Source organism: Streptomyces sp. NBC_01268, assembly GCF_036240795.1.
GTDB lineage: Bacteria > Actinomycetota > Actinomycetes > Streptomycetales > Streptomycetaceae > Streptomyces.
On sequence record NZ_CP108454.1, the window covers coordinates 7,744,775 to 7,758,710 of the forward strand.

The 13,936-nt window shown below is 71.7% G+C and carries 12 protein-coding genes and 1 pseudogene; 10 read left to right on the forward strand and 3 right to left on the reverse strand.

Annotation, left to right across the window (positions count from 1 at the left end):
* Positions 1-7 precede the first annotated feature (7 nt).
* From OG309_RS34605 to OG309_RS34650, 10 genes and pseudogenes are all read left to right on the forward strand, one after another.
* Positions 8-1,372 (forward strand): enolase C-terminal domain-like protein, encoded by a 1,365-nt coding sequence (locus OG309_RS34605; RefSeq protein ID WP_329427064.1) that lies wholly within the window; start codon positions 8-10, stop codon positions 1,370-1,372.
* Positions 1,369-2,130 (forward strand): SDR family NAD(P)-dependent oxidoreductase, encoded by a 762-nt coding sequence (locus OG309_RS34610; protein WP_329427066.1) that lies wholly within the window; start codon positions 1,369-1,371, stop codon positions 2,128-2,130. The genes OG309_RS34605 and OG309_RS34610 overlap by 4 nt, the downstream gene beginning before the upstream one ends.
* Positions 2,127-3,125, forward strand: coding sequence for an aldo/keto reductase (locus OG309_RS34615; RefSeq protein ID WP_329427068.1), 999 nt, complete (start codon positions 2,127-2,129; stop codon positions 3,123-3,125). The genes OG309_RS34610 and OG309_RS34615 overlap by 4 nt, the downstream gene beginning before the upstream one ends.
* Positions 3,125-3,865, forward strand: coding sequence for a (Fe-S)-binding protein (locus OG309_RS34620; RefSeq protein WP_329427069.1), 741 nt, complete (start codon positions 3,125-3,127; stop codon positions 3,863-3,865). The genes OG309_RS34615 and OG309_RS34620 overlap by 1 nt, the downstream gene beginning before the upstream one ends.
* Positions 3,862-5,319, forward strand: a complete 1,458-nt coding sequence (locus OG309_RS34625) for a LutB/LldF family L-lactate oxidation iron-sulfur protein (protein ID WP_329427071.1) — start codon at positions 3,862-3,864, stop codon at positions 5,317-5,319. The genes OG309_RS34620 and OG309_RS34625 overlap by 4 nt, the downstream gene beginning before the upstream one ends.
* Positions 5,316-5,969, forward strand: coding sequence for a LutC/YkgG family protein (locus OG309_RS34630; RefSeq protein WP_329427073.1), 654 nt, complete (start codon positions 5,316-5,318; stop codon positions 5,967-5,969). The genes OG309_RS34625 and OG309_RS34630 overlap by 4 nt, the downstream gene beginning before the upstream one ends.
* A pseudogene (locus OG309_RS34635) lies at positions 5,966-6,278 on the forward strand (L-rhamnose mutarotase). The gene OG309_RS34630 and the pseudogene OG309_RS34635 overlap by 4 nt, the downstream one beginning before the upstream one ends.
* A complete protein-coding gene (locus OG309_RS34640; RefSeq protein WP_329427074.1) occupies positions 6,275-7,201 on the forward strand; it encodes an amidohydrolase family protein in 927 nt (308 codons plus the stop codon). The pseudogene OG309_RS34635 and the gene OG309_RS34640 overlap by 4 nt, the downstream one beginning before the upstream one ends.
* A gap of 62 nt (positions 7,202-7,263) precedes the next feature.
* A complete protein-coding gene (locus OG309_RS34645) occupies positions 7,264-7,959 on the forward strand; it encodes a FadR/GntR family transcriptional regulator (RefSeq protein ID WP_329428704.1) in 696 nt (231 codons plus the stop codon).
* A gap of 435 nt (positions 7,960-8,394) precedes the next feature.
* Positions 8,395-9,594, forward strand: coding sequence for a S8 family peptidase (locus OG309_RS34650; protein ID WP_329427076.1), 1,200 nt, complete (start codon positions 8,395-8,397; stop codon positions 9,592-9,594).
* A 253-nt stretch (positions 9,595-9,847) separates the two neighbouring features.
* On the opposite strand, the gene OG309_RS34655 is transcribed toward OG309_RS34650, so the two are convergent.
* The 3 genes from OG309_RS34655 to OG309_RS34665 all read right to left on the reverse strand — a co-directional run bounded on the left by OG309_RS34655 (position 9,848) and on the right by OG309_RS34665 (position 13,582).
* Positions 9,848-10,648, reverse strand: coding sequence for a TIGR01458 family HAD-type hydrolase (locus tag OG309_RS34655; RefSeq protein WP_329427077.1), 801 nt, complete (start codon positions 10,646-10,648; stop codon positions 9,848-9,850).
* Positions 10,649-11,022: 374 nt separating this feature from the next.
* Positions 11,023-11,376 (reverse strand): hypothetical protein, encoded by a 354-nt coding sequence (locus tag OG309_RS34660; RefSeq protein WP_329427079.1) that lies wholly within the window; start codon positions 11,374-11,376, stop codon positions 11,023-11,025.
* Between the two features lie 85 nt (positions 11,377-11,461).
* Entirely contained in the window at positions 11,462-13,582 is a 2,121-nt protein-coding gene (locus tag OG309_RS34665) for a SpoIIE family protein phosphatase (protein ID WP_329427081.1), read from the reverse strand.
* Between the last annotated feature and the right edge of the window lie 354 nt (positions 13,583-13,936).

Below are 13,936 nucleotides of genomic sequence, written 5' to 3' on the forward strand. Positions count from 1 at the left end.
CACCACGTTGAGCGCACACGCCGCGCGGATCACCGCCCTCGACACGTACGACATACGCTTCCCCACCTCGCGCGAGCTCGACGGCTCCGACGCGATGAACCCCGACCCCGACTACTCGGCCGCCTACCTCGTCCTGCGCACCGACGCGGGCGACGGCGCGGAGGGCCACGGCTTCACCTTCACCATCGGGCGCGGCAACGACGTCCAGGTCGCGGCCATCGGCGCCCTGCGCGAGCACGTGCTCGGCCGGCCGGTCGCCGACCTGTGCGCCGACCCCGGCTCCCTGTACCGCGATCTGATCGGCGACAGCCAGCTGCGCTGGCTGGGCCCCGAGAAGGGCGTGATGCACATGGCGATCGGCGCCGTCGTCAACGCCGTCTGGGACCTGGCCGCGAAGCGGGAGGGCAAGCCCCTGTGGCAGCTCCTCGCCGACGCGGAACCCGCATGGCTGGTCGGGCAGGTCGACTTCCGCTACATCGAGGACGCCCTGACGCCCGCCGAGGCACTGGAGCTCCTGACCGCGGGCAGGCAGGGAGCCGGGGAGAGGGCCGCGCGACTGCGCGAGCGGGGCTACCCGGCGTACACGACCTCGCCCGGCTGGCTCGGCTACTCCGACGAGAAGCTCACCCGCCTCGCCCGGGAGGCCGTCGCCGACGGCTTCACCCAGATCAAGCTGAAGGTCGGCGCCGACCTGGAGGACGACATCCGCCGCTGCCGCGCCGCCCGCGCGGCCGTGGGACCGGACATCCGGATGGCGATCGACGCCAACCAGCGCTGGAACGTCGCCGAGGCCATCAGCTGGACGAAGGCGCTCGCCGAGTTCGACCCGTACTGGATCGAGGAGCCCACCAGCCCCGACGACATCCTCGGTCACGCCGCCGTCCGGCAGGGCGTCCACCCGGTCAAGGTCGCCACCGGAGAGCATGTACAGAACCGGATCGTCTTCAAGCAGCTTCTCCAGGCCGATGCCATCGACGTCCTCCAACTGGACTCCGCCCGCGTGGGCGGAGTCAACGAGAACCTCGCGATCCTGCTGCTCGCCGCCAAGTTCGGCGTTCCCGTCTGCCCGCACGCGGGCGGCGTGGGACTGTGCGAACTCGTCCAGCACCTCTCGATGTTCGACTACGTGGCCCTGTCGGGCACGGTCGAGGACCGCGTCGTCGAGTACGTCGACCATCTCCACGAGCACTTCGTCGACCCCGTCGTCATCGAGGCCGGTCACTACCGGGCACCCACCACGCCCGGCTTCTCCGCCACCCTGTACCAGAGCACCATCGACACGTTCACCTATCCCCACGGCACCTTCTGGGCCGCCGACGCGGCCCCCGTCGCCGCGACCACGGCCGGTGCGGACACGGAGGATGCGGCATGACCCTCGACCTCGGCGGACTCACCGCCCTCGTCACCGGAGGCGCCTCCGGCATCGGACTGGCCACCGCCCGGCTCCTGCGCGAGCGCGGGGCGGACGTCGCCGTCCTCGACCTCGACCCGAGCGGCGCCGACGCTCCGCTGCACGGCTTCACCGCCGACGTCGCCGACGACGCCTCCGTCCGTTCGGCCGTCGAGGGGGCGGCCGAACGGCTCGGCGGCATCGACATCCTCGTCAACAACGCCGGCATCGGCGCCGCCGGCACCGTGGAGGACAACGACGACGAGCAGTGGCACCGCGTCCTGGACGTGAACGTGCTCGGCATCGTCCGCACCACCCGCGCCGCCCTCCCGTACCTGCGCCGTTCGACGGCCGCCGCCGTGGTCAACACCTGCTCCATCGCCGCCACCGCCGGACTCCCGCAGCGCGCGCTGTACTCGGCGAGCAAGGGCGCCGTCCTGTCGCTGACCCTCGCCATGGCCGCGGACCACGTCCGCGAGGGCATCCGCGTCAACTGCGTCAACCCCGGCACCGTCGACACGCCCTGGGTGGGCCGGCTCCTCGACCAGGCGCCCGACCCCGCCGCCGAACGCGCGGCGCTCGACGCCCGCCAGCCCACCGGCCGGCTCGTCACCGCCGACGAGGTCGCCGCCGCCATCGCCTACCTCGCCTCACCCTCCGCCTCCTCCGTCACCGGCACCGCACTCGCCGTCGACGGCGGAATGGCCGGCCTGCGCCTGCGCCCGGAGCCGAAGTCATGAGCCGACGCGACGACCCACTCGGCCGCGGCACACTGCGCGTCAGCGAACTCGCCTTCGGCGCCGCCGGGATCGGGAACCTCTTCACCCCGGTCAGCGACGCCCAGGCCGAACGGGCCGTCCTGGCCGCCTGGGAATCCGGCGTACGGTACTTCGACACCGCCCCGCACTACGGCCTCGGCCTGTCCGAACGGCGCCTCGGCGCCGCTCTGCGCGGTCTGCCCAGGGACGAGTACGTCCTGTCCACCAAGGTCGGCCGACTGCTCCGTCCCCGGACGGAGGCCGCCGGCGACGACCTGGCCCACGGCTTCGCCGTCCCCGCCACCCACGAGCGGGTCTGGGACTTCAGCGCGGACGGCGTACGCGGGAGCCTGGAGGCCAGCCTGGAGCGGCTGGGCCTGGACCGGGTCGACATCGTCTACCTGCACGATCCGGACGACCACGCCGAGCAGGCGCTGACCCAGGCGTATCCCGCGCTGGAGGCACTGCGCGCGGAAGGAGTCGTGGGCGCGATCGGCGTCGGCATGAACCAGGCCGGGCTCCTCGCCCGCTTCGTCCGCGAGACCGACGTCGACGCCGTCCTGCTGGCCGGCCGCTACAGCCTGCTCGACCAACGTGGCCTCGACGACCTGCTTCCCCTGGCGGCCGGGCGGGGGGTCGGCGTGGTCGTCGGCGGCGTCTTCAACTCAGGGCTGCTCGCCGACCCCCGCCCCGGCGCCACGTTCGACTACGTCACCGCGCCCGACGGCGTACTGGCCCGCGCCCTCGCGCTCAAGACCGTGTGCGAGGACCACGGCGTGCCCTTGCGCGCCGCCGCCCTGCGCTTCCCGTTCGGGCACCGGGCCGTCACGAGCGTCCTGGTCGGGGCACGCAGCGCCGCCGAGGCCCAGGACGCCGCCGCCATGCTCCGCACCCACGTGCCGGCCGCGCTGTGGGGGGAACTCAAGGAACGCGGGCTGCTCCCCGCCGACGTCCCGACCCCCGAGGGGACGGACTGATGCGCGTCGCCCTGTTCATCACCTGCTTCAACGACACCCTCTTCCCCGGCAGCGGACGGGCCGTGGTGAGCGTCCTCGAACGGCTCGGCCACACCGTCGACTTCCCGACGGAGCAGACCTGTTGCGGGCAGATGCACTTCAACACCGGATACCGCCGGGACGCCGTGCCGCTGGTGACCCGGTTCGCCCGGACCTTCGCCGAGTACGACGCCGTGGTCATCCCGTCCGCGTCCTGTGCCGGGATGGTACGGGAGAACCACCCGCTGCTCGCCGAGCGGTACGGGGAGACCGTCCTCCAGCGGCAGGTGGACGAACTGATGCCCCGGGTCCATGAGTTCACCGAGTTCCTCACCGACGTCCTGGGCGTCACCGACGTCGGCGCGCACTTCCCCCGCCGGGTCGCCTACCACCCCACCTGCCACTCGCTGCGCGGCCTGCGGCTGGGTGACCGGCCCCAGCGCCTCCTGAGCGCGGTCGACGGCCTCGAACGCGTCGACCTGCCCTCCGCCGACTCCTGCTGCGGCTTCGGCGGCACCTTCGCGGTCAAGAACGCCGATACGTCGAACGCGATGCTCGCCGACAAGGCCGCCGCAGTCCGGGACAGCGGTGCCGAGGTGCTGTGCGCCGCCGACAACTCCTGCCTCATGCACATCGGCGGCGGCCTCTCCCGACAGGGCGACCGGGTCCGGAGCATGCATCTGGCCGAGATCCTGGCGAGCACCGAAGGAGAGCCGTGGTGAGCGATCCCCGCGGCCGCGGCGTGATCTGGCTGGGCTCCCCGGCCTTCCCCGAGGCGGCCCGCACCGCCCTCGCGGACGAGCAGCTGCGCGCCAACCTGAAGCGGGCCACCGGCACGATCCGCGACAAGCGGCTCGCGGTGGCGGCCGAGCTGGACGACTGGGAGGAGCTGCGCGAGTCCGCCGCCGCGATCAAGAAGCGCGTCTCGCGCCACCTGGACCGCTACCTGCTGGAACTGGAAGCCTCGGTCACCGCGGCGGGCGGTACCGTCCACTGGGCCGCCGACGCGGCCGAGGCCAACCGCATCGTCACCGAACTCGTCCGCGCCACCGGCGAGTCGGAGGTCGTCAAGGTCAAGTCCATGGCCACCCAGGAGATCGGCCTCAACGAACACCTCGCCGAGGCCGGCATCACCGCCTACGAGACCGACCTGGCCGAGCTCATCGTCCAGCTCGGCGACGACCGGCCCTCCCACATCCTGGTCCCCGCGATCCACAAGAACCGCACCGAGGTCCGCGACCTGTTCGCCGCCGAGATGGGCCACTGGGGGCAGCCCGCCCCCGAGCACCTGAGCGACGACCCCCGTGAACTCGCCGAGGCCGCGCGCCTGCACCTGCGGGAGAAGTTCCTCACCGCGAAGGTCGCCGTCTCCGGCGCCAACTTCGCCGTCGCCGACACCGGAACCGTGATGGTCGTCGAGTCGGAGGGCAACGGCCGCATGTGCCTCACCCTGCCCGAGACCCTCATCACCGTCATGGGCATCGAGAAGGTGATCCCCACCTGGCAGGACCTGGAGGTGTTCCTGCAACTCCTGCCCCGCTCCTCCACCGGCGAGCGCATGAACCCCTACACCTCGACCTGGACCGGAACGACCGAGGGCGACGGCCCTCGGGACTTCCATCTCGTCCTGCTCGACAACGGCCGCACCGACACACTCGCCGACGAGACCGGCCGCCAGGCACTCGCCTGCATCCGCTGCTCGGCCTGCCTCAACGTCTGCCCCGTCTTCGAACGCACCGGCGGCCACGCCTACGGTTCCGTCTATCCCGGGCCCATCGGCGCCGTCCTCACCCCCCAGCTCGTCGGCATCGAGAACGCTGCTTCCCTCCCCTTCGCCTCCACCCTGTGCGGAGCCTGCTACGACGCCTGTCCCGTCAAGATCAACATCCCGGAGGTCCTCACCCACCTCCGCGCCGAGGCCGTCGAGGCGAAAGGCAGGACATCCGCCGAAGCACTCGCCATGAAAGCGGCGGCCACCGTCCTCGACTCACCCCGCCTGCTCGCCACCGCGCAACGCGCCGCCGCCCTCGGCGGCAGGGTGCTCGGGCGGAACGGGCGCATCGGCCGCCTGCCGGGACCGCTCAGCGGCTGGTCCGACACCCGTGACACCCCCGCACCGCCCGCGGAGTCCTTCCGCACCTGGTGGCGCAAGAACAGGAAAGAGGAGCGCCCGTGAGCAGCCGCGAGGCCGTCCTCGCCCGCATCCGCGCCGCCCTCGCCGACGTGCCGGCCGAGGAGCGACCCGAGGACGTGCCCGTCCCCCGCGCCTACCGCCGCAGCCACGTCGAGCCCGGGCAGGACGTCGTCGCCCTGTTCGCGGAACGGGTCGCCGACTACCGCGCGAACGTCATCCGGACCGACGAGGCCGGGCTGCCCCTCGCCCTCGCGGCGGCGCTCGGCGGGCGGGGCGCCCGGAACCTGGCCGTGCCCCGGGGGTTCCCCGCCGGCATGCTGCCGACCGGCGCGTGGCAGTGGCACGCCGAGCCCCTGGACGTCCCCGAGCTGGACGCCCTGGACGGAGCGATCACGCTGGCCGCCGCGGGGATCGCGGTCACCGGCACGATCGTCCTCGACACCGGCGCCGGACAGGGACGGCGTGCCCTCACCCTCGTCCCCGACCACCACCTGTGCGTCGTCCGCGCCGAGCAGATCGCCGACGACCTCCCGGAAGCCATCGGACGCCTCGACCCGAGTCACCCGCTCACCTTCATATCCGGCCCGTCCGCCACCAGCGACATCGAACTCGACCGGGTGGAAGGCGTCCACGGTCCCCGCACCCTGGACGTCGTCATCGTCGACCCCGCCCCACCGGAGCAGCAGCTATGAGGATCGCCCTGCACACCCGCCTCCGCGTCGGACCGGATCGACGAGTACGAGGCGGCCCACCGGGTCGTTCCGGCCGAACTCACCGCCGCCATCCGGGCCGCGGGCGTCACGTCGTGGACCATCTGGCGCAGCGACCGCGAGCTCTTCCACGTACTCGACTGCGAGGACTACGCCCGCCTCCTGGCCGAGCTGGAACCCCTCCCCGTCAACATCGCCTGGCAGGCGGAGATGGCCGAACTCCTCGACACCGTCCACGACTACTCCTCGGCGGGGGCCGGGGCCGGACTTCCGGTGGTGTGGCGGCTGTGACGACCCGGGAGATCATCGACGCCCATCACCACGTCTGGGACCTGACGGTGCGGCCGCAGCCCTGGATCACCGGCGACGGCCTCGCCCCGCTCGCCCGCAGCTTCACGATGGACGACCTCGCGACCAAGGCGCGGGCGGCGGGCGTGGTCGGCACCGTCCTCGTCCAGACCGTCTGCGTTCCCGAGGAGACGCCCGAGATGCTGGCGCTCGCGGCCGACAGCGACCTGATCGCGGGAGTCGTCGGCTGGACGGACCTGACCGCGCCGGGCGTCGCCGACGCGCTCGCCGCCCTGCGCGAGGCGCCGGGCGGAGACCGTCTCGTCGGCATCCGCCACCAGGTCCAGGAGGAGCCCGACCCCGAGTGGCTGCTCCGCCCCGACGTACGGCGCGGACTGGCGGCCGTCGCGGAGGCGGGGCTCGCGTACGACCTCGTCGTCACGCCGCGGCAGCTGCCCGCCGCGACCGCGGCGGCCGCACGGGTCCCCGGTCTGACGTTCGTGCTCGACCATCTCGGCAAGCCGCCGGTCGCCGGTGGCGAACCCGGCCCCTGGGCGGCCGACCTCCGTCGTCTGGCGGCCCTCCCCAACACGGTCGCCAAGCTCTCCGGCCTCGTCACCGAGGCCGCCCCCGGAGCCTGGCGGACCGAGGACCTGGCACCGTACGCCGACACGGCGCTGGACGCGTTCGGCCCGGGCCGGCTGCTGTTCGGCTCCGACTGGCCGGTCTGCACCCTGGCCGCCGACTACACGACGGTCGTCGATATCGCCGAGACACTCGTGCACGCGCTCGCCAGGGCGGAGAAGGACGCGGTGTTCCGCGGCAACGCGATCCGTGTCTACGGACTCGAGGAGACCGGTCGGCCACCAGTGGGGGAGACGGGCGCCCCGCGCTCGGGTGAGCCCGGCACTCTCGGCCCGGGCTGAGCGGGGCGACCGCGGGAGCGAGGACTATGCTGCACGGAGCAGGAGCGAGGGAGGCGGAGCGGGTGCCGGTCACGGACGAGGCGATCGAGAAGATCAAGGCCATGATCGTCAGTGGCGAGCTCGGACCCGGCTCGAAACTCCCCAAGGAGGCCGATCTCGCCGAGCGGCTCGGGCTGTCGCGCAACTCCCTGCGGGAGGCGGTCAAGGCCCTCTCCGTCATCCGGGTGCTCGACGTGCGCCAGGGCGACGGCACGTACGTGACCAGTCTGCAGCCCGAACTTCTGCTGGACACGCTGGGCTTCGTCGTCGACTTCCATCAGGACGACACCGTCCTGGAGTTCCTGGAGGTCCGCCGCATCCTGGAGCCCGCCGCCGCTGCCATGGCCGCACGCGTCATGCCCGACGAGGACATCGCCGCGCTGCGGGAGGTGCTGGACGACCTCGCCGAGGACGCCTCGCTGGAGGAGCTGATCGCCAACGACTTCGCCTTTCACCGCGCGATCGCCGTCGGCTCGGGCAACACCGTGCTCTGCTCGCTGATCGAGGGACTCTCCGGGCCGACCGCGCGAGCGCGGACATGGCGCGGGGTGACGGAGGAGGGCGCCGTGGAGCGGACCCGGCAGCAACACCGGGCCATCTTCGAGGCCATCGCGGGTCGTCGTCCCGATCTCGCGCATTCCTGGGCGACGGTCCATGTGGCAGGAGTCGAGCAGTGGCTGCGCGACACCCTCGGCGCGGACGGGTCTCCGCTCGGCTGAGGCGTGGCCACGGCGGTGAGGCGCCGGCGCCGTATGGCGCGGTCTTCGGCGGGTACAGCTACCGGCTGGCGCCTCGTGGACGTGGTCCTGTGTCCAGGCCGGGTTGGCGGCCCGCGGCTCGTTTGCAAGGAAGGCCACCGGCCTTCCCGAACGGGACCACCTGACACGTCAGGCCGCCTGACGCGACACCAGTCCACGTCACTGACCCTGCGTCAACTCTCCCTGGACCTCCGGGGGTCGTCGAACGTGACCATTTCAGGGAGGAGTCGGCGTGGCGGCGTGTGCGAGGTGGAGGCGATGCGGAGGGTCTCTTAAGAAACCTTGTTGAATAACGGCTTACCTCGGGTTCGCTCTTGATTTGCTCCTGTCAATCCGCACAGGGTTCTCTCGAACGTTTGACGCCCCACACGTCAACACGAGGAGAGATCCCCTTTCATGGCAACTCACAAGCGATCCCACGGTCTTCGCAACGCGGCCATAGCCACAGGTGTGGCAGGTGCCGCCGCCGCGGCGCTGTTCGCCGGCAACCTCGCCGGGGCGGCCGCCCCGGCCGAGGGGACCGTGTACGGACTCGGCGCCCCGGGCGCCGTCGACGGCAGCTTCGTCGTCATCCTCGACGCATCCGCGAACAAGGCGGACCTCGCGAAGAAGTACGGCGGAACCCTCCAGCGCGCCTACGGCTCGGAGGTGAACGGCTTCTCGGCTTCGGGTCTGACCGTCCAGGAGGCCAAGCGGCTCGCCGCCGACCCGGCCGTCGACACGGTCGTCCAGAACAAGCGCTTCAGCATCAAGGAGACGCAGGAGAAGCCCCCGTCCTGGGGCCTGGACCGGATCGACCAGACCGAGACGGCCGGCGACGAGAAGTACACGTACCCGGACGGCGGGGGAGAGGGCGTCACCGCGTACGTCATCGACACCGGCGTCCGGATCTCGCACCAGGACTTCGGCGGCCGGGCCACCCACGGCTTCGACGCCGTCGACAACGACGACTCGGCCGACGACGGCAACGGCCACGGCACCCACGTCGCGGGCACCATCGCCGGCACCGCCCACGGCGTCGCCAAGAAGGCCAAGATCGTCGCCGTGCGGGTGCTCGACGACAACGGCTCCGGCACCACCGAGCAGGTCGTGGCGGGCATCGACTGGGTGACGAAGAACCACTCCGGCCCCTCGGTCGCGAACATGAGCCTCGGCGGCGGCGCCGACGAGGCGCTCGACGCCGCCGTCCAGCGCGCCATCGCCTCCGGCGTGACCTTCGCGGTCGCGGCCGGCAACGAGTCCACCGACGCCGGCCAGGGCTCGCCTGCGCGGGTGCCCGAGGCGATCACCGTGGCGTCCAGCACCAAGGACGACGAGCAGTCGGACTTCTCGAACTTCGGTGCGGTGGTGGACCTGTACGCCCCCGGCTCGGACATCACGTCGGACTGGAACGACAGCGACACCGGCGTCAAGACGATCTCCGGTACGTCCATGGCCACGCCGCACGTGGTGGGGGCCGCGGCCCTCTATCTGGCGGCCCACCCGTCGGCGACGCCCGCCGACACGGCCGCCGCACTGACCGGGGCGGCCACGCCGGACGCCATCAAGAACGCCTCCTCCGGCACGGCGAACAAGCTCCTGAAGGTGGCGCCGTAAGCGCACACCGACAGCCGAAGCGGATGGCCCCCACGACGTGGGGGCCATCCCCGTTCCGGCCGGGTAGTGGGTGACGAACAGCCCCTGTCGCGGCCCCGGCCGCGCAGGTGGTCGACCAGCTGAGCGATCGCTTGTCCCGCCCCTGGTCGGTACCTGCCCGTGGAGCACTCCTGTCGACGTGCTGGGGATCCCGTTCAGCGCGCACCCCACGCCTCGCGCGGGACCTGGCTTGCGGCTCGGCGGCCGGGAGCCGTCAGTGCCGAGGTGTCCCGTCGTCCCCTGCGGTGAGCAGGGCGGGAAGGTCGGCGAAGGAGTCGAGGACGTGGTCGGGCGTGCCGGACGCGGCGTGGTGCGTCTCGGGAAGGTACTTGCCGGTCCTCACCAGTACGCCGGTGATGCCGGACCGTTGGGCGGCCAGTACGTCGGACTCGATGTCGTCGCCGACCATCAGTGCCTCCGAGGCGTCGACGTCGAGGTGGGCGAGGGCGATCTCGAAGAACGCGGGAGCCGGCTTGCCCGTCACCTCCGCCTCGGTGCGGGCGGCCTTCTCGAGGCCTGCGAGGAAGGCACCGGTGTCCAGGTCGAGGCCGCCCTCCGTGCGCCAGTACAGATTGCGGTGCATCGACACCAGCCGGGCCCCACGCTGCAGCTGCCGGAAGACGCGGTTGAGGGCCTCGTAGCCGAACTCGGGCCCCGCGCCGCCGAGCACGACGACGTCGGCGTCACCCCCCTCGACGAGTGTGACGCCCGGTAGGTCGTCCCGTACGTCTCCGCTGTTCAGGAGGAGGCAGCGCGCGCCGGGGAAGTGCTCGCGCAGATACGCCGCCGTGGCCGCCGGGGCGGTCAGGACGTCTCCGGCAGCGATGGGGAAGCCGAGGCCGGCCAGGCGCGAGGCGAGGGCGGCCCGGGTGCGGGACGTGTTGTTGGTGACCAGTGCGACGCGGAGTCCCGCGGCGCGCAGCTGCTCCATGGCCGGGACCGCTCCCGGCAGGGCCTTCCAGGAGACGGTGAGGACGCCGTCGATGTCGACCAGGACCGCTCGGATTCGCTCCATGGAGCCGACGGTAGCTCCTGGAGCTCGGGGCCGCCGCGTCCGCGGCACGCGGGTCGCGACAACCACCCTTGTCGCACCGTGTGAGGCGGACATCCGCCTCACACCGCATGCCCCTGACCACCGCCGTCACGGAGATGACCGCTCATGGCTCCGTCGTAAGCGCCACCGGCAGGCGGCCCGCCGACAGTTGCGGATTGCGTACGACCTGTTCACCCCCATGGGCAGGACCGCTTTCGCGGGGCGGTCCGCCGGGCAGCGCTGCGTCCGTGGCGTGCCAGACGCCCATGGCCGGCGTCTGCGACGAGTCGGCGTACCGAAAGGGTTGCGGCGTGAAGTTCGTGTCCCCCGGGGCCGGGGAGCCGTCCTGGTGCAGCTCAGTGGGCAGGGTTGACGAAGTGCAGGGCCTCACGGGCCAGTCCGTCCCAGCCGAGCTCGGAGTCGGGATCCAGGCTGAGCCACTCGCGCATGAGTCGCCCGTGCCCCGGGTCGAAGCGCTCGCCCTGACCCGCGTCGACCAGCTCGTCGACCCGGGCCCGCGGGAGCTTCACCACGAGACGGCCCTGCGCGAGCATCGCGAAGATCTTCCCGCCCACCTTGAGCGCAGCAGCGCCGAACTTGCCCTCCTGTCCGGGCTCGTCGCCAGGGAGGGTTACCCCGTCCATCTCCGCGAACTGCGCGATCAGCTGCTCGTACCGTTTCTCGGGGGAGACTGCACGCCGTCGCTGCATCGGCTCCTCGAATCGTGCCGGCCGGTGTGGGGTCTCCTGCGGCGGTGGACCGCGACGCGTAGGCGCGTCTTCGACCCGACCGGACTCAAGCCTGGTCGTCCGTCGGTGTCGAGGCCGGCGAATGGCGACCCTCAGTGACCTGGGCGAGGAGGAGCACGGTGTCGTCGGTCGGGCCGGTCGGGAGCAGGTGTGTGAGGATGCTGTCCGCCCTCTCTTCCAACGTACCCGTAACACCGGCCAGTTGGGTGCGGAGTGCTTCGATGCCTTCGTCGATGTCCTTGCCGCGCGCCTCGATGAGGCCGTCGGTGCACAGGGCCAGGATGTCTCCCTGGTGGAGTGCGATCTCGATCGTGCCGAAGGGGAAGCCGCCGACACCGAGGGGGACTCCCAGCACGTCGTCGATGATTCTCACCGTGCCGTTCGGCCGGCGTACGAGGGGCGGGGGGTGGCCGGCGTTCGCGATGTGGGCTCGGCCCGTTTCGGGCTCGTAGCGGATGTAGAGGCAGGTCGCCAGCTCGATGCCCGCCTCCTGGGCGCAGGCGTCGAGTTCCGCGAGGAGGTCGTCGGGTTCGAGGTTCTGGCGGGCCAGTGCCTTGGCGGTGATCCGTAGCCTGCCCATCGCCGCGGCCGCCGGTACGCCGTGTCCCATGACGTCGCCGACCACGAGGGCCACCCGTCCGCCCGGCAGGTCGATCACGTCGTACCAGTCGCCCCCGACCTCCGTGAGGTGGCTGCCGGGGAGGTAGCGGTGGGCGATGCGCAGCGACGGGCTGGTCGCCAGGTTGGTGGGGAGCAGCGCGCGCTGGAGGGTGAGCGCGATCTCCTGGACCTGGCTGTAGAGGCGGGCGTTGTCCAGGCACAGGGCGGCGCGCGAGGCGAGTTCGCCGGCCAGGCTGAGGTCCTGCTCGGTGAAGGCAGGGCGGGCGGCGGAGCGGCCGAACATGGTGATTCCCTGGACCGTACCCCGGGCGATGAGGGGAGCGATGAGGAGGCAGGTCAGGCCGCTGTCGATCAGCAACCGACTCCGGGCCTGGTGGATCACGGTCCGGGTCATGAACTCCTCGTTCACGGGGACGCAGACGGGCAGCCCCGTTCTCAGTGTCTCGTGGATCGTGGAGCCCGGTGGGTACGTCACGCGTTCCAGTCCGCCGACGAGTTCGGGGGCCGGAGGCGGCAGGCTGGTACCGGATGCGATGCGTCGCGTGACCAGGGGCATGTCCGGGTCGAACATCTCGGGTTCGTCCATCCACTCCACGACTTCCACGACGGAGGCGTCGGCGAACTCCGGAACAGCTGCTCCGACCAGCTCACGGGCGGTGACGTCCACGTCCAGTGTGGTGCCGATCCGGGCCGCGGCCCGGTCCAGCAGAGCCAGCCGCTGCCGTCCGGCCGTCGCTTCCACGATGGCCTGCTCGCGGTCGGTGACGTCCACGAGGAGACCGCCCAGCCCCGGCCGCGTATCGCCCGCCTGGCTCAGGGGGAAGAAGCTCACCGACCGCACCTGGTCCCGGTCGGGGCGGCCCGGTGTGCGAAGTACGACCAATGCGCTCACGACGGGCCGCCCCTCGTCGGCGACGGCGTGCAGCATGCGCTGGTACTCGCCGCCGTCGGACGTGATCATGAAGTCTTCCACGCTGCGTCCGATGTGGTCCTCGATCGGGATCCCGTCCATGTCGGCGAGGGCCTGGTTGAGGTGGGCGTAGCGCAGGTCCTCATCGAGCATGACGAGGCCGATCGGGCACGTCTCGAAGAGTGCGTCGAGGAAGGCGAGGTTGGTCTTCACACGGTCGAGTTCGTCGCCTCTGCTGGCCAGGCCGACGATGACGGAGCGGCCTTTGTCGCCCGTCACGGGGAAGACCCGGAATCCGCAGTCGAAGACCGTGCCGTCCTGGCGCAGGGCGGGCATTCTTACCCGCCAGTAGCCCAGGGTGCGGCCACGTTCCGCGAGCCGTTCCGCCGCACTGGTCCCGTCCACGGGGGCGGCGGGGAAAAGGGTGGCGGCGGGCTTGGAAAGGACGTCCCCGGCCTCGTATCCGAAGAGCCTCTGCGCTCCGGGTCCCCAGTAGCAGATCCGGTCCTCTTCATCCATCCCGAGCACGGCGACGGCCACGTGCTCCAGCAGGGTTCCCGGTTCCGACCAGATCGGACCGGGAGCCCGCGCTTCCCCCGGTGGATTCGATGACACCAGGTGTCCTTTCCCGCGCACACGCCGCAGCGGAGTGCCCCACTCACCGGCGGACTGGAGCCTTACGTCAATTCTGCTCGCCGTCTGAGGTTCGGACATCACGGAGACAGCACGCCGACCGAGGAGGGGAGGGGCGGTGGGGCGCGAGGGAATCCGACCCCCTCATGGCCTACGCGGACGACGGGCAGATCCTGCGGGCCGTGCACGTCGCGGCCGGCGACGGCGGACTGATCACGATGTACGCCGGGACAACGTGCGCGTTGTCGTGTGGTTCGACGACCGAGGGCCAGCCGTCGGGCGGCCCGGCACACCGGAGGCGCCTGACGGCGAAGCCAGGGACGGGGCTGGCGACGTGCCAGGTGAGCTGGTCGGGGA

Excerpts from the sequence above, each read along its gene's own strand:
- OG309_RS34610 (WP_329427066.1), top strand. The coding sequence starts at position 1,369 with ATGACCCTCGACCTCGGCGGACTCACCGCCCTCGTCACCGGAGGCGCC.
- OG309_RS34615 (WP_329427068.1), top strand. The coding sequence starts at position 2,127 with ATGAGCCGACGCGACGACCCACTCGGCCGCGGCACACTGCGCGTCAGC.
- OG309_RS34620 (WP_329427069.1), top strand. The coding sequence starts at position 3,125 with ATGCGCGTCGCCCTGTTCATCACCTGCTTCAACGACACCCTCTTCCCC.
- OG309_RS34650 (WP_329427076.1), top strand. The coding sequence starts at position 8,395 with ATGGCAACTCACAAGCGATCCCACGGTCTTCGCAACGCGGCCATAGCC.
- OG309_RS34655 (WP_329427077.1), bottom strand. The coding sequence starts at position 10,648 with ATGGAGCGAATCCGAGCGGTCCTGGTCGACATCGACGGCGTCCTCACC.
- OG309_RS34660 (WP_329427079.1), bottom strand. The coding sequence starts at position 11,376 with ATGCAGCGACGGCGTGCAGTCTCCCCCGAGAAACGGTACGAGCAGCTG.